The sequence below is a fragment of the Acinetobacter pittii ATCC 19004 = CIP 70.29 genome, from assembly GCF_000369045.1.
GTDB lineage: Bacteria > Pseudomonadota > Gammaproteobacteria > Pseudomonadales > Moraxellaceae > Acinetobacter > Acinetobacter pittii.
In genome coordinates this window covers 672,620-688,248 of record NZ_KB849790.1, presented here as the reverse complement: position 1 = coordinate 688,248, position 15,629 = coordinate 672,620, and the positions used below count along the sequence as shown (strand labels likewise).

At 40.2% G+C, this 15,629-nt stretch carries 16 protein-coding genes and 1 pseudogene; 7 read left to right on the top strand and 10 right to left on the bottom strand.

Annotation, left to right across the window (positions count from 1 at the left end; translation table 11 throughout):
* Nucleotides 1–73: 73 nt before the first annotated feature.
* Both F928_RS22160 and benM read left to right on the top strand, forming a co-directional pair.
* Nucleotides 74–204: pseudogene (locus tag F928_RS22160) on the top strand (hypothetical protein).
* Nucleotides 205–248: 44 nt separating this feature from the next.
* Nucleotides 249–1,208, top strand: a complete 960-nt coding sequence (gene benM / locus F928_RS15835; protein ID WP_005076923.1) for a LysR family transcriptional regulator — start codon at nucleotides 249–251, stop codon at nucleotides 1,206–1,208.
* A gap of 48 nt (nucleotides 1,209–1,256) precedes the next feature.
* Here benM and mphX read toward each other — a convergent pair whose 3' ends face one another.
* From mphX to mphK, 7 genes are all read right to left on the bottom strand, one after another.
* Entirely contained in the window at nucleotides 1,257–2,138 is an 882-nt protein-coding gene (mphX, locus tag F928_RS15830; protein WP_005076916.1) for a SphA family protein, read from the bottom strand.
* A 185-nt stretch (nucleotides 2,139–2,323) separates the two neighbouring features.
* A complete protein-coding gene (gene mphP, locus F928_RS15825; protein ID WP_005076915.1) occupies nucleotides 2,324–3,385 on the bottom strand; it encodes an NADH:ubiquinone reductase (Na(+)-transporting) subunit F in 1,062 nt (353 codons plus the stop codon).
* Between the two features lie 14 nt (nucleotides 3,386–3,399).
* Nucleotides 3,400–3,762, bottom strand: a complete 363-nt coding sequence (mphO, locus tag F928_RS15820) for a phenol hydroxylase subunit P4 (protein WP_005076914.1) — start codon at nucleotides 3,760–3,762, stop codon at nucleotides 3,400–3,402.
* Nucleotides 3,763–3,821: 59 nt separating this feature from the next.
* The gene (gene mphN, locus F928_RS15815; RefSeq protein WP_000211828.1) at nucleotides 3,822–5,348 is read right to left on the bottom strand and encodes an aromatic/alkene/methane monooxygenase hydroxylase/oxygenase subunit alpha; all 1,527 of its coding nucleotides are present in this window, start codon (nucleotides 5,346–5,348) and stop codon (nucleotides 3,822–3,824) included.
* 45 nt (nucleotides 5,349–5,393) lie between these two features.
* Nucleotides 5,394–5,660 carry an MmoB/DmpM family protein gene (gene mphM / locus F928_RS15810; protein ID WP_000049450.1) on the bottom strand — a complete coding sequence of 89 codons (267 nt, stop codon included), beginning with the start codon at nucleotides 5,658–5,660 and terminating at the stop codon, nucleotides 5,394–5,396.
* An 11-nt stretch (nucleotides 5,661–5,671) separates the two neighbouring features.
* Nucleotides 5,672–6,670: an aromatic/alkene monooxygenase hydroxylase subunit beta gene (gene mphL / locus F928_RS15805; protein ID WP_005076912.1), complete on the bottom strand. Its 999-nt coding sequence runs from the start codon at nucleotides 6,668–6,670 to the stop codon at nucleotides 5,672–5,674.
* Between the two features lie 21 nt (nucleotides 6,671–6,691).
* Nucleotides 6,692–6,979, bottom strand: a complete 288-nt coding sequence (gene mphK / locus F928_RS15800; protein WP_000193471.1) for a phenol hydroxylase subunit — start codon at nucleotides 6,977–6,979, stop codon at nucleotides 6,692–6,694.
* 369 nt (nucleotides 6,980–7,348) lie between these two features.
* Here mphK and mobR point away from each other — a divergent pair, with 369 nt between their 5' ends.
* Nucleotides 7,349–9,019 carry a phenol degradation transcriptional regulator MobR gene (gene mobR / locus F928_RS15795; protein WP_005076910.1) on the top strand — a complete coding sequence of 557 codons (1,671 nt, stop codon included), beginning with the start codon at nucleotides 7,349–7,351 and terminating at the stop codon, nucleotides 9,017–9,019.
* A gap of 56 nt (nucleotides 9,020–9,075) precedes the next feature.
* Here the strand turns inward: mobR and F928_RS15790 are convergent, their stop codons facing one another.
* On the bottom strand, nucleotides 9,076–9,276 hold the full coding sequence (locus tag F928_RS15790) for a heavy-metal-associated domain-containing protein (protein ID WP_001985155.1): 201 nt from the start codon (nucleotides 9,274–9,276) through the stop codon (nucleotides 9,076–9,078).
* A 166-nt stretch (nucleotides 9,277–9,442) separates the two neighbouring features.
* On the opposite strand from F928_RS15790, the gene actP reads away from it, so the two are divergent.
* The 3 genes from actP to F928_RS15775 all read left to right on the top strand — a co-directional run bounded on the left by actP (nucleotide 9,443) and on the right by F928_RS15775 (nucleotide 12,826).
* Complete coding sequence (gene actP, locus F928_RS15785) at nucleotides 9,443–11,914, top strand: heavy metal translocating P-type ATPase (RefSeq protein ID WP_005076908.1); 2,472 nt, start codon at nucleotides 9,443–9,445, stop codon at nucleotides 11,912–11,914.
* A 75-nt stretch (nucleotides 11,915–11,989) separates the two neighbouring features.
* The gene (gene cueR, locus F928_RS15780; protein WP_001020650.1) at nucleotides 11,990–12,391 is read left to right on the top strand and encodes a Cu(I)-responsive transcriptional regulator; all 402 of its coding nucleotides are present in this window, start codon (nucleotides 11,990–11,992) and stop codon (nucleotides 12,389–12,391) included.
* 27 nt (nucleotides 12,392–12,418) lie between these two features.
* Nucleotides 12,419–12,826 (top strand): GFA family protein, encoded by a 408-nt coding sequence (locus F928_RS15775; protein WP_005076906.1) that lies wholly within the window; start codon nucleotides 12,419–12,421, stop codon nucleotides 12,824–12,826.
* A gap of 607 nt (nucleotides 12,827–13,433) precedes the next feature.
* Here the strand turns inward: F928_RS15775 and F928_RS15770 are convergent.
* Together F928_RS15770 and F928_RS15765 are read right to left on the bottom strand one after the other, a co-directional pair.
* Nucleotides 13,434–13,790, bottom strand: coding sequence for a four-helix bundle copper-binding protein (locus F928_RS15770; RefSeq protein ID WP_005076904.1), 357 nt, complete (start codon nucleotides 13,788–13,790; stop codon nucleotides 13,434–13,436).
* Nucleotides 13,791–14,249: 459 nt separating this feature from the next.
* Entirely contained in the window at nucleotides 14,250–14,579 is a 330-nt protein-coding gene (locus tag F928_RS15765) for a hypothetical protein (RefSeq protein ID WP_005076898.1), read from the bottom strand.
* A 442-nt stretch (nucleotides 14,580–15,021) separates the two neighbouring features.
* Between F928_RS15765 and F928_RS15760 the strand changes: the two genes are divergently transcribed.
* The gene (locus tag F928_RS15760; RefSeq protein ID WP_005076893.1) at nucleotides 15,022–15,615 is read left to right on the top strand and encodes a LysE family translocator; all 594 of its coding nucleotides are present in this window, start codon (nucleotides 15,022–15,024) and stop codon (nucleotides 15,613–15,615) included.
* The last annotated feature ends 14 nt before the right edge of the window (nucleotides 15,616–15,629 follow it).

Genomic DNA, 15,629 nt, shown 5'->3' with positions numbered 1-15,629 from the left:
CACCAAGGCCTTAGCTACGATCTACAAGGTCTTGATATCCTAATATTTTCAATGAAGCGCATGAGTGCGCTGAGTGTTTAACCGTGAATTGATGAAGATGAATCACTGGAAGATATTGGTAAAAGGCTTGTTCACAAAGCAATTCATCACTTCATCGGTTTGTTGCTTGTATATACCTTAAAAGAATGGTTAAACTGTGTCTAAGACTGAATTTGCATTTTTTTATATCTTAAAGGTATGGAAGCCTTATGGAACTAAGACATTTACGGTATTTTGTTGCGGTTGTTGAAGAGCAGAGCTTTACAAAGGCAGCCGAAAAACTATTTATTGCTCAACCACCTTTGAGTCGACAGATTCAAAATCTGGAAAGCGAGCTTGGCATTCAACTGTTTGAGCGTGGAAGCCGTCCTTTACAGACAACCCCAGCCGGACATTTCTTTTATCAGCACGCCGTTAAACTTTTGTCGAATGCTGAAGAAATAAAAAGTATGACCAAACGTATTGGTCTCATTGAACGTAGTGTGACCATTGGTTTTGTTGGGTCTTTACTCTATGGTTTGCTACCTCGAATCATTTATTTATTTCGCCAACAACAACCTCATTTGAATATTCAGCTCATGGAGTTAAGTACAACCGAACAGTTACAGGCATTAAAAGAAGGACGTATTGATGTCGGTTTCGGACGTTTAAGAATTAGTGATCCTGCTGTGAGACGTATTTTGCTACGTAAAGAACGCTTAGTGGTTGCTGCGCATACGAGTCATCCTATTGCACAGCGTACGGAAGGGGTATATCTAGCTGACTTGATTGATGAAAAGATGTTTATGTATCCCACTTCACCGAAGCCCAATTTTTCGACCCAGCTTTTGAATATTTTTGCCGAACATAGTTTGGTTCCAAAAAATATGCATGAGATACGAGAGATTCAGTTGGCTTTGGGCTTAGTGGCAGCGGGAGAAGGGATCTGCATTATTCCAGCAAGTGCCGATACCATTCGATTTCCACACTTAAACTATATTCCGATTTTAGATAACGGTGCGGTCAGCCCAATTTTTATTACAGCACGGGCAATGGACCGAAGTGAAGATTTACAGTCACTGTTTGATTGTATTTATCAGGTTTATGACTTAGAAGGGATTCCATATAAACGCACCGTTTTCACGCTCGATCAAAATCCGATAGATGATTCAGACGGTATCGACTTTTAAATAAAGCAGGGTATAGCCTCAAAGGTTGAAGCTATGCGTTAAATGGTTCTAGAAAGCCCAAATTAGTTTTAGCCAGCTGGTATGGCCTTCGGGACGATATTCTACTTCGGTTTCTTTTAAAAATTTGGCTTCAATAGACCAGTTCTTATCGGCATATTGAATGCCTGGCCCAATTGCAAAAGCCTGTCCTTTAAACCCAATGTCACTTCCGTTTACTTTGTCATCTGTAGTTTGTTTAAAAGCATAGCCTTCAACTGCAACTTTGAGTTTGGAGTTAATGCGGTAACCTAAGCTATAGTCACCCGCAATGTATTGTCCAGACTGGTAGTCGGTTGCATCGTTACGTGTATTCCAGCTATAAGACAGTTTAGTTGAAAGATCTAAACCTGCTGCGTTGGCATAACTATAGGCAAGAATAGGTCGAATGGTATGATAGTTTTTCCCGAGATTGGCTTCAACTGGATGTGTCGTACTTGGAGTGTCGTATTCACCTGTTCCCAGTACGGTTTCTAGGGCTGCAATCCAGTGATGATTTCCTTGATGCCAGCCGAGCATACCACCCAAAATCAAGTCTCCGAGACCTTGGTTTGAGTCAGCCATTCCATTTACTTTAAGCCGTAGATCAACCAATGGCTGGGCTGCATAAAACCCGAGTTGTCCATCCAGAATTTTTTGATCGGTCATCCAGACCAAACGAGGAACCACGGCGTTGACATCAACATGGAACTGATCGGGACCATTTTGAAACTCTGATGCGTGATAATTTTGATAATTACTGAGTAAGTAGACACCAGCAGGTGGTAGGGCACCCGCCATCATACCTTCGGCACCTAAGGCAAAAGAGTCCGAGCCGTTTTCTGTCGCAAATGCAGAAGGAAGGTAAAGGGTGCTGATTACACCACATATGATTGCAGAGATTTTGTTATTCATAGAATGTCCTATTCTGTGTTGTTTCGCTTGTAAGTAAAAAAACGTTATTCCTTAACGATCTTTAAAAAATTGAGTCTGTTTAATCTGTAAATTTGGAATGTAGAACTCCTGTGAGCTTTGTATTTACTTTCTAAATTACAAATACAAAGCTCATTTGAAAAAGCGAAGTGGTGAAAGGTTTATCTTTAAATATGTTTGAATAAAGCTGAAAGCGATTGTCCGGCAGCGCCATCGGCTGCACTTAAGAACCGTTCAGTGTGAATGTCCCGTTCGAATAAGCGACTTTGCATGAGTGTTGAAATTGCCGAGTCGATCATGATTGGTGGGCCGCACAAATACGCTTTGTGTCCACCACATCGATTTTCAAAGTAATCGGCAACAGCCTCATGCACGAATCCGGTAAATCCAGTCCATTGGTCTTCTGGTTTTGGTGCATTCAGGGCAGGTATATAGCGAAAGTTCGGATAGTCTTTTACGAGCTGTTCAAACAATTCTCGGTTGTATAGCTCCGCCAAGTCTCGTGCTCCTTGGAAGAGGTAAATGGTGCGACTATCTCCAGACTCAAGCAAATCTAAAATCATCGATTGTGGACTTGAAAGACCTGAACCACCTGCAATGAAAATGGCATTTTGATCATCTGACTTGCGTACAAAAAATTGACCATATGGGCCTGAAATATCAAGCTGATCACCTGTAGTAAGTTGTTCATGTACATAAGTCGTTGCTGCACCACCTTCAACTTTACGAATATGCAGCTCAACAATGCCCACTTCACTTGGCGAATTAGCAATTGAAAATGCACGAGTTCCTTCAATATCTGGGAACTGGACATTGATATATTGACCAGCTTGGAACTCAATTGGATAATCTAGTTGTAGTCGGATTCCTTTGATGGTTGGCGACAGGTCTTTTATTTCAATGACTGTCGCTTGATAGTCTTGAACCAAATGACCTAAGAAATCTGGGTCTTCATCGACATCGGCTTCAATGACCATATCGGATTGTGGTTTGCAGCAGCAGGCAAGCACCTTATTTTCATCACGTTCAATATCCATGAGCGCAAAGGGAGAAGCTTCACCGACATCATAAAAACCATCGGTGACTTGAACCTTGCATGTCCCGCAAGTGCCATGACCACAGGCAAAGGGTAACCAAACGCCTTGGCGTAGGGCAGCATCTAAAATGGTTTGATCTTCTTCTACTTCAATCGTTGTTCCGATCGGTTCAATGGTGACTTGATAACTCATGACACACCTCCGAATTAAACGTAGCTGTCGTTATAGCCATTTAACTCTGGCGTAACGAAACGAAGTAATGACTTATGCCCAAAACCAAGCTCTGCCAAAGTTTTTGTACTTTCAGGACTAATTGTTTGACCATCTAAGGTGTATTGCACTTTTGACCAATCAATTTTGGCAAAATCTGGATGTTGAGCAAAACCACCTGTAATTTGTTGCTCAATCAACTGTCCAAAAGTTTGTTGAGGTGAGGCAAGCATGGCATGTGCCGAGCAAAAAAGGGTGTGATGATCCCAACCCACATAAAGTAAGAATTGATCACCATAGTTTTTTTGCAGATCAAGCGGTTCAAATTGATAATTGTTGTGTATCGCGCGAACAGTCATGTTCAATCTCCTTATTTCCTATCAGGCAGCTTGATGACTGCCTGAACAATTCCTTGTGTTTATGCTGCGTTGCCTTTCCATTTTTTCCAGCGCTGTTGGTCTGGTGAACCTTCAATATCCAGATTGTCGGCACCGACATTCATGCGGTAATAATCGCGGAGCATGGTTTCGAGGTCACCGCCACCACAGTTGCCTTGCAAAATTTGATTTACAGGTAGCCATGCTTGTATATATTTTTCAGGCTCGCGTTCGAAAATGTCATGACAGCCATCTGAACAGGTGTGGTAGCGTTCGCCTTGGTAGATGCTATGGCGATAACTAAACTGAGTTGGGTCATCACCCATTTCGGTAAAGGTCATTGGAATCTGACAAACCTGACAAAGCTGTGGTAAACCTGCGCTATAGAAGCGTTTACCCTCGGCTTCCATTTTGCGAGCCAGCTCCCATTTTGGACGGTAGTATTTATCGAAAGTGTCTGGATATTTAGCCGATAACCAATCCATTTCTTCGTCAGTTGGAATCCAAGTATGGAAACCGGCAGCATGACCAAAGTTATAGAAAATCCACCATGCTTGATGTGAGACATGCTCTTTTTCTTTCACAATGACATCGCTATATTTCGGCATACGAATGCCATAACGGCTCAAATCTTTAAATAGTGCGCCGCCTGCCTGTTCAAAGTAAACTTCCCAAGCTTCTTTCCAAGACATCACTTTGTTTGGCAGCATGTAATCCATCATCATGCCCACAATTGAAAGCAAACGCGTCCCACGCCAGAACCATTTATCAATCCATTCCTGCACAATTGGCACATTGTCTTCATGCTGTTCGAGCAAGAATTTCACGATTTCAAGACCAAGCGTCATGTGACGAGCTTCATCTGACTGCGCACTAAAACCAAAGGTCACGGTTGCCATATCGCCGTTATAAGCTGCACCCGACATAAACGGCACAAATAGCAAATTGGTAAGTACATATTCAAAAGCAAAACTAATCGCTAATAAAAACTCGAAAGGGCCAGCAGAACGGGCATCTTCAAAAAATGATTTAGGCACAGACAAATACCAAACGCGGTCATGCATGTGTGCCCAGTCCTGAAAACCATCAAAGAACTTGTTGTAATGGCTCATGGCATGAATTTGAGTCTGTACATGACGCAGCTCATCAATTGACTGCATCTGAGACGCAATACGTGCTCCAATACCACTAAACTGGCGGCCTACATGGGCATAGCCTTGATAAGCCTGATATTCAAGTGGAGTCACCGCTGTTAAAAAGAGTTTGATCGCATTTAAGTAACGTTCATTGCTGACATTCATCTGACCATTGTTTTGAGCAAAAGCATCAAAAATGGCATAAAGTTTTTTCTCTTTTTCTGCCTGATATTTCCAGTAAGCATCCATAGTTAAACGGAATGGATCTTCCCATTTAGACCAGTCCGTAATTTTGATGCCTTCAAACTCTTCATAAGGGAAGGCATCTTTACGGTCAGCATAGGAAAAGTCCCAGTCCAGATCACGGGTTAATGCACGGTAACGATCTTTCGCATTTAATTTTTTACTGGTTTCTTTCGTTTGAGTTGTCATGATTGATCATCCTTAAATCTTTGTTAAACAACGTCTATGTTGTGATTAATTCCAATGAAGGCGGAAAGTATCGTCATCTTCTTCGACGTTGCCGCCCAGCGTAATCATGTTGAGTTGTAATGATTGGATGTCCCAATCTTGGCCTAGTTTTTCAGATACGGTTTCGGCTTTAATCACCAAATCAGTTTCACTTTCAATTCGGATCATGGCGGGTAAATACTGAATTGAAGCTTCAGGGTTATCTTCTTCAATCGCTTCGAGGATGTAGCGTGAAGTATCGTTGTCTTGTAACGCGAGATAGACTTTAGACATGTTGCTTCTCCTTAAGCATTTGTAAGTGGTTGTAGGCCGAGTTTTTTTGCACGTTCAGTAACGGCTTGTTCTGCTTGATCAATTGCCTCTGCTGTTAAGGCTGCTGTTGCCCAAGGTGTAAAGGCTGCTTTCACTTGAGCTAGAGACTCAGTGAACCATTCATTTAATAGCTGTTTGTTATGATCGGATTCTGCTGCGGCAGTTTTAATGACGGTGTCTGACCACTTACGTAAATCACCTAAAGTGTCTTTCATAAATTCAGTCAGCATGGCTAAGTCGCGAGCATTTTGAGTGACTAACCACTGATCAAACTGTTGATAGACGAGCTCTGTCACAAAGCAGTCAATCACAAGATTTTGTAATAAGAAAAGTTTGAAGTAGTCTTGCTCGGTGAGGCTTTCTTCACACAGACGGCGTAAGCCTTGCCATACAGGATGTTGCATCCAAGCCTGTTTTGCCTGCTGTAGTGAGTCGCCGCTGTTGCCATCTAAAGCTAAGCCAATACGCGAGATGTACTGCGCAATTCCTAAATGATCCATCGCGGCATAAATACAAGCTTGGGTAAGCACGGTGCCATAACCATAGGCACTGCCAGACATCATGTGTAAGTTTGCAGTTTGTTCAACGTGGCGAAATGGCAATAGGCACTCAATGACCTTAGCTTTGACTTCATCAGACAAATGTTCTGCAAGCTGACGTTTTTCGAAAAAAGCAAAATTACTTTCGGCAGTGTCTTGTAAACGCGCACGGTGCTGAACATAAGTTCCATAATAGAATTGACGTGGATCTTTGAATGCATACCAATCTTGCATTTGCAGGGCAGTATGGGTTTTGTCATTTAAAGTCTTTTCAGGTTTCCACAAAGGACGATAGTGAAAGTTAGTTTCTGCCTGTACATCGAAACTTACTTCTTGATATCGAGTAGCTGGCTTACTACCAAATCGTCTTTCGATATAGGCGTAGTTCTGGCGGATAGGTTCGACATTTGACGTTTTGATTTCTAAAGTCATGGCTTTATCTCCTTATATTTTTTACATTTGATCATCGTGATCGTTGCTATTACGTTGCGTGCCGACTAAGGTTGCTTCAGTGCCATAGCGCCATTTTTCTTCCTGAGCATCGTTAAAAGCTTGCTGCTCTTGGGTCATTTCAACCACTTGATTGGTCTTACAAAAATCATTAAATGCATGTTTAGGCAAAACCAGTTCCACAAATAGACTTGGATCGTGAATGGCAAAATCGAATTCGATAAACTCTGCGTTTAAGTCGCCAGTGACCCGAATATATTTGGTTAATGCTTCGACTTGAGGTTGCGTCATGCTGTACTCCATCAAGACATGGTCTTGAAATTGATGAATGCTCCTTGCTTTCGTTATAAGCTTTACAAAAGCTATGCCAACTTTATTTTTATTATTAAAAACAATTAATTAAGATTTTTATGGAAAATGAGGAATTTTTTAAATTCACCATTTCATGAATTTTTTTGAATGGTGAAATAGAGATATTCATGATTTGATGAATAGGGTCGTAAAAATTTCTTTTTAGATTGTTTGAGGCTTTAAATGGAGAGATTTAGAAATACTTTTTTAGTATGAAGTTATGTCTTTAAGATACTAGGACATTTATCTGGTTCTTCGATAAGATGAGATAAAACCGAAATGTGTTTAATGGATTAAAACAGATCACTCATGGCTCGAGTAAAATACGATACAACGGGACGATACGCAGATCATCCACAAGAAATTCACGATTTGCTGTCTAAATTGCACTTTGATACTGCCCACGGCCAAATCTGGTTTGATGAATATCGGATGCTACTTTTCCACACCAGCATTATGGGATATTTGCGTAAAGATTTAGCGCACATGATTGGGCTTGAGCGAACCAAGCGTTTTTTTATTCGTTTAGGGTATCAAGCTGGGTTAAAGGATGCAGAAGTTACAACAAAAATGCGTCCCGATTTAAATGAACACGATGCTTTTATGGCGGGTCCACAAATGCATGCGATTCGCGGAATGGTGCAAGTACAGGCCAACCAGCTCAATTTAAGCCACGATAAAAAACTGTTTTATGCCGATTTAAATTGGCTTAACTCTTTTGAAGCCGATGTGCATTTAGAGCATTTTGGCCCAAGTGATGAACCTGCATGCTGGATGCTTTTGGGTTATGCATGCGGATACAGTAGTTTTGCGACGGGCATGACCATTATTTATCAAGAAATAGAGTGCAAAGCTTGTGGCGATGAGCATTGCCGTATTATCGGTAAGCCTTTAGAAGAGTGGGAAAATGCTGATGAACTGATTCAGTTCATGTCTCCCGAACCCATGGAAAAAGAACTGATTGCGTTGCAGGCTGAACTTTTTGAACTTAAAAAATCAATTTATAGCGACAGTGAAGCCGATTACCAATTATTTAGTTCTGTGGGTAAGTCAGCATCTTATAAACAGGTCTGTGCATTATTAACAAAAGCAGCAGGTTCGAAAGTTTCTATTTTGCTACAAGGTGAAACCGGCGTTGGTAAAGAAGCTTTTGCACGAGGAGTTCATGCAAATAGCCAAAGAAAAGACCAACCTTTTATTGCAGTAAACTGTGCAGCGATTCCACCAGAGTTAATTGAGTCTGAATTATTCGGGGTAGAAAAAGGTGCTTATACAGGAGCGCATCAATCTCGCTTGGGGAAGTTTGAACGAGCCAATGGTGGTACGATTTTTTTAGATGAAGTGATTGAGCTTTCTCCTCGTGCACAAGCAGCACTATTACGCATTTTGCAGGAAGGTGAGTTTGAGCGAGTAGGAGATTCACAGACACGTATTTTAGATGTCCGTGTAATTACAGCAACCAATGAAGATCTTGAACAGGCTGTAAAAACAGGGCGATTTCGGGCAGATTTATATTATCGCTTAAATATTTTCCCTGTGCAGATTCCGCCTTTGCGAGAGCGCCGTGAAGATATTCCTTTATTGGTTGAACATTTTCTTCATCGCTTTGAAAAAATGTACGGCAAAACCATTCAGGGTGTAAGTGAAAAGACCAAAGTTTTTATGCAGCAATATGAATGGCCGGGAAATATTCGTGAGTTAGAAAACTTATTAGAAAGGGCGGTTTTATTAACGGATGATCAGCAACTGATTAAGTTAAATGCCATTTTCCCACAGATCAAGCATGACCCTGAGCAGGCTGTAGCTGTTGAAACTGACTTTGATCAATTATTAAAGGCAGAGTTTAATTTAGAAGAACACGAGAAGCAGTTAATTTTAACGGCTTTAAAAAAGGCAAATCATAATGTGTCTGAAGCGGCACGTTTATTGGGAATATCTCGGGCAGCACTGGATTATCGAATTAAAAAATTTCAGCTTTGAGTCAATATCAACAAACACAAAATAAAGGCCTAACTTTAAACGTTAGGCCTTATTGATTATTGCACTTTCGCTGGGAAACCATCTTCTTCAAGTGCTTCGGTAATTTTATCGACGCTTTCACTGCTTTCAACAGTCACGATTTTGGTCGCTAAATCTACATCTACTTTTGCATTTGGATCGACATCTTGAATCGTCGCAGTCACTCCACGAGCGCAGCCACCACAAGTCATATTTTCAATAAGTAGTTTCATGTTCATACTCCATCAAGAATGAGATGTTTGTTTGGATAACACTGAGTCTAAACCTTGTCATGATTGTAAGGTCAAGACTAAATTTTTAAAAAAATATGCTTGACCTTCCCATGATGGGAATCTGTATGCTCAATACAGAATATTAAATTTTGCAGATTTGCAGAGGTGTTTGATGGAGTCAAAAACCACAAAATTGCCAGCATATAGTGAAACACTTCCAATCGAAGGCATGACCTGTGCCTCGTGTGTAGGTCGTGTCGAAAAAGCACTTAAGAAAGTTGAAAATGTAGAGATTGCCAACGTTAATTTGGCAACAGAAAAAGCGGTTGTTTATTCAAATCAACCGATTAAGCGTGAAGCACTGGTTAAAGCAGTTGAACGAGCAGGTTATGATGTACCAAAAGCTGCACCAGTAGAGTTGTCTATTGAGGGTATGACCTGTGCATCTTGTGTTGCACGTGTAGAAAAAGCCCTTAAAAAAGTAGATGGTGTTCAACAAGCTACGGTCAACTTAGCAACAGAGCAGGCTTGGGTACAAGCAGATGCATCAGTTAATGTTGAAGACTTAATTCGCGCTGTTAAAAAAGCAGGTTACGACGCTAAAGCATCTGAAAAAAATCAAGATGAGCAACTCGATAAAAAAGCGTCAGAGTTAGATCAGCTAAAAAAAGATTTGATCATTTCGATTGTGTTGGCCTTACCTGTGTTTATTTTGGAAATGGGTTCACATCTCATTCCAGCTTTTCACATGTGGATCATGGACACGATTGGTCAATACAACAGCTGGCTTTTACAGTTTGCTTTGACTACATTAGTGCTCGTTTTTCCAGGTCGCCGTTTTTATCAAAAAGGGATTCCAGCCCTGTGGCGTTTGGCACCAGATATGAACTCGCTAGTGGCAGTTGGAACCTTGGCTGCCTACAGTTTCTCGGTCGTAGCAACCTTTATGCCGCATGTGTTACCACAAGGCACGGTCAATGTTTACTTTGAAGCGGCTGCCGTTATTGTCAGTTTAATTTTACTCGGACGTTATTTTGAAGCCAAAGCTAAAGGACGTACTTCGCAAGCGATTCAACATTTGGTAGGAATGCAGCCTAAAACAGCCCGTATTCAACGTGACGGTCAAGTGGTTGAAGTTGCTGTTGCTGAAGTGGTCAGTGGAACTATCGTAGAAATTCGTCCGGGTGAACGTGTGCCAGTCGATGGTGAAGTGGTTGAAGGGCACAGCTACATTGATGAATCTATGATTACGGGTGAACCTGTCCCAGTCGAAAAAGTAGTGGGACAACAGGTGGTCGGTGGTACGGTCAATCAAAACGGAACACTGAACATTCGGGCAACCGCAGTGGGTAGCTCATCTGTACTTTCACAAATTATTCGTATGGTTGAACAAGCCCAAGGTTCTAAACTTCCGATTCAGGGCTTAGTCGATAAAGTCACCATGTGGTTTGTACCTGTAGTGATGTTAATTGCTGCAATTACTTTCTTGGTTTGGTTTATTTGGGGGCCAGAACCTGCGCTCACTTTTGGATTGGTGAATGCCGTTGCAGTACTGATTATTGCATGTCCTTGTGCGATGGGACTTGCAACACCAACTTCTATTATGGTTGGTACTGGACGTGGTGCCGAGTTAGGTGTCTTGTTCCGTAAAGGTGAAGCTTTGCAGCTTTTACAAGAAGCGCAAGTAGTTGCAGTTGATAAAACGGGCACACTCACCGAAGGCAAACCGACACTGACTGACTTTAATGTGCAATCTGGCTTTGAACGTAAACAAGTGCTGACTTTAGTGGCTTCGGTCGAAGCTAAGTCTGAACACCCGATTGCTCTCGCGATTGTTCAAGCAGCAGAAAATGAAGGCCTAAACCTATTACCAGTAACAGCATTTAACTCGATTACAGGTTCAGGTATTGAAGCGGAAGTTTCAGGCCAAAAAGTACAAATTGGTGCAGATCGTTATATGCACCAACTTGATTTAGATACCAGCTCATTCCAAGCGATTGCTGCTCAGTTAGGTGAAGAAGGTAAAACACCGCTTTATGTTGCTATCGATCAGAAACTTGCAGCAATTATTGCCGTGGCAGATCCAATTAAAGAAACAACCTATGCTGCGATTGAGACCTTGCATCAATTAGGCCTCAAGGTTGCCATGATTACAGGAGACAACCGTCATACGGCGCAAGCAATTGCCAAAAAGCTGAACATTGACGAAGTTGTGGCAGAGGTTTTACCCGAGGGCAAAGTGGATACAGTCCGCCAACTGCAAAAACAGTATGGGCGCTTAGCTTTTGTTGGTGATGGTATTAACGATGCACCAGCCTTGGCGCAAGCAGATGTCGGTTTAGCTATTGGTACAGGAACAGATGTTGCCATCGAAGCAGCTGATGTTGTGCTCATGTCAGGTAGTTTAAAAGGCGTACCGAATGCAATTGCATTAAGTAAAGCCACCATGCGAAACATACGTCAAAACCTGTTCTGGGCATTTGTATATAACGTAGCCCTAATTCCAATTGCAGCAGGGGCATTATATCCAGCATTTGGTGTGTTACTTTCACCGATGTTTGCAGCAGGCGCGATGGCACTTTCTTCGGTCTTTGTTTTAGGCAATGCATTACGCTTAAAACGCTTTCATGCGCCAGTAGAGTAAGCGTGCTGAAAATCAACTTTTGGTTTAAGATCATGACAGCAGGTCTTAAACCAAATTTAATATTTGAGGTGTGAGATGAATATCGGTCAGGCATCCAAACATTCGGGCATTTCGGCGAAAATGATTCGCTACTATGAAGAAATCGGTTTACTTGAAGCAGCTCAGCGTTCTGCTTCTGGCTATCGCATCTATTCAGAAACAGACCTTAAAACTTTAAACTTTTTAAAGCATGCTCGAGAGTTAGGTTTTTCATCTGAACAGATGAAAGAGCTTATTTCACTTTGGAAAAATACCGATCGGCATAGTGCAGAGGTGAAAGCTTTAACCGTCAAACACATTGCCGAATTAAAGCAAAAAATTGCCCACCTACAAGAAATGGTTAATATTTTGCAGGCTTCTGCCGATGATTGCTGTGGTGACCAACAGGCTTCTTGTGCCATTTTAGATCATATTGAAAAAGGGGTGGGTGTAAGCTAAATCCCATAAAAATAAAAAGGTAAAATCATGATTTATACAGCTTCTTGTCTTTGTAATGGTGTTCAACTCAGCATTAATGCTGAATTAAATCCCATTATGGTTTGTCATTGTAAGCAATGCCAAAAAGCACAAGGGGCTGCTTTTGCTGCCATCACTCAAGTACAAAAAAGCGATTTAGAGATTGTACAGGGTGAAAATCTTTTGCAAGCGTATTTTGCTTCTCCAAACAAAAAGAGAGTGTTCTGTAAAACTTGCGGTTCACCGATCTGGAGTGAACGTCTAGATAAGCCAGAAGTGGTACGCCTGAGGGTCGGACTTATTAATGAAGAAATATCGACGCCAGTCATCTCTCATGCTTTTGTCAATTCACAAGTGAAGTGGTATCCAATTTGTGATGACGCTCGCCAATATCCAAATGGGGTAGAAAACCCTTAAATATTAAGGTTAGATCGTATTTTCTTCATTTGTAAAAAAACGTGAACAAGACTAGTCATGAATAAATAATGTGCTATAACTGTACCTAAGGTAATCGTAATATCTCCTCGCTCCACAGGGAAACTTGGGACAGGGCAAAAGATACGATAAGACCTTACATATAGCTAGCAAAGAGCAAACAAGAGTTGGATAGACACAACGCTTACATTGCTCACCGTTGCAGAAAAGCCCGTGAAACGGGCTTTTTTAATGCCTGTAAAAAAGATATTTCTTATTTGGAAATATCTTATACTTTTAAACTATTTATGAAAAAGTAATGTAAAAATAATAAAATATTTCAAATATACAGACTTTTCTGTATTGCAATTTGTTTTTATTAAGGGTACATTTGGTTAACGGTTTAAAGTTCAAGTTTAATAATGAACTCATGGTCGTTGTGGGAGATCTAAGAGCCTGCATTTTCCCCAAGATGCGGGTTTTTTTTATGCCTATAAAAAAGTAAAAATTGTAATCAGCTTAAATAAAAAATACCTAATCTATAGTTATTTAAAAATTTTAATGAGCCTACGATCTAAAGATTGCGTAGGCTTAAAGTTGTGAATACCACTTAGGAGCGATATGCCAGACAAGCTTGTGCGCAAGCAAGACATGCTTTAGCACAAATTTGGCAGTGTTCGTGGTCATGTTTACTGCATTCTGCTGCACAAAGTTGACAAGCGTTCGCACAAAGTTGCATGGCTGATTCTGCTAGTTCAGAGTTTCTAAGTTCTAAAGACGTACAAAGTTGGCAGGTTTCTACACATGTCATGCAATGCTTAATACATTCACGCATCATGTGCACATGTTCTTCTTGCAAACATGCAGCTGCACATGTTTTGCAGGCAATCATACATTCAATACATGCTTGAATTGAGGTAGAGGCATTACAAAATAAAGAAGAGTTGGTTTCTTGTTGAGTTTCCATAAAAGTTCTCCTGTCGAAGACTATTATTAAAAAACAGAATATTGTTATCTCTTTTCATTTTATAAAATCATTTGTTTGCTAGGTGAGTTTGAAATGAAAGGTCTACAAACGCTCAATAAGGTTTAACCTCGTATAAGAATGTTACATCTAGTTAATTCAGTTATAAATTTCAAAACTACTTGCCCAGCATTAGATTTAAAATTTGATTCGATATAATACTTTTGGCTAATTTCTTATTGTGTGAAAATTGTGCAAATTATCAGTGTGAACTTTAAGGGCACACGAAATGGAAAACGTTAATCAATTTGCTCACGGAGCTGAGCATGAAGTCCACATACATTGCAAACGATCATTAAGCACTTTAATACTGAGTATGCTCGTATTAATTACAACTGGTCGTTAAAAGAAAAAGCACCTAAGGGTGCTTTTTCTATATGAGTTTAAAGTAAATACCTTCACTTAAGAGTCTATAAAGCCACGCCGTTTTTTGTAGGCTTTACGGTCATAAGAAGGGATATTTGATTGCTGGAGATCAATCGCGAGTTGTTTCTTGCGTTGAAACTGAACTTCATTTAAAAGAGCAACATAAATTTTGGGACGATCAGTTTTAAACTTTTCTACATCCAACGGAATCGTATCTTCATTCTTAACAATGTACAGCACAGAGCCATTGCCATTCGTTTCGTAAACCGTCCAACCAACTCGTACAATGTAGAGTCCGGTTTTCTGATTCTTACCTAAATAAGATTTAAAACCATCTGGATGAGGGCGAACATAAGCATTCATCATGCATCCTCCATCATCTGATTTATTTGATGAAAGCGACAATCAAAGAATTGATGGGGAACGGGACATCATATTCAGTAAAATCACGATTTCTAATTGTTTATATATTGATCAATTTTCAAATTTCAAGTCAGAAAAAAGCGTTTATTAAATAAGCTAAATAAGGGTTAAATATTAAAAATAACGGCTTATTTTTCTGTGAAAAAAAAAGCTTGATTTAATTGTTTGGCGAGCAAAAAAATAGCACTTATTCTAGGTTTATGTGATCGATTTTGCATATTTGAAATTATTGAAATAGTAAGTGAATTTGTAGTCAGATGGAGTTAATTGTTTGTTTTAAAATTAAAAAAATAAACTTCAATATTTCTTGTTACAACCATTATGTCGACAATAGATATTCCTTTTTGACATATTTCGCCTAGCATAACTAAAGAGTTCGTTGCCTATGGTGTCATTTATGTTTATTGGACTTGTGGTCACCATTTTGTTGACTCCAGGCCCAACAAATACATTGTTAGCCTCGGCTGGAATACAAGCAGGGGTGAAGCAGTCTCTTAAACTTATTCCTGCTGAAGTGATGGGTTATCTCATTGCAATTACTTCATGGGGTGTTTTGCTTGAGTCAGTTTCACATTTTATCCCTTGGCTTCCTGCCTTATTAAAGTTAATAAGTGCAACTTTTATTCTCTACCTTGCATTTAAACTTTGGATAACATCAACAAACGACATCAAATTAGACAACCCACTGATTACGCCTAAGGCTTTATTTGTTGCAACACTTTTAAATCCTAAAGCTTTACTCTTTGCTTCTGCTATTTTTCCACATGCAGCATGGGAAGTGCTTCACGTTTATTTTGTGCATATTGCTATTTTTTTATCATTAATTACACCCATTGCATTTTTATGGATTGCTTTTGGAACCGTATTAATTTCAAACAAAGTAACTTGGTTAAACCAACGTAATTTACAACGTACGGCTGCATTTATTTTAACTTTTTTTGCGATGCCAATCGGCTATTCTGCGATTAGCTCATTTTAAACTTAACCCTTTAT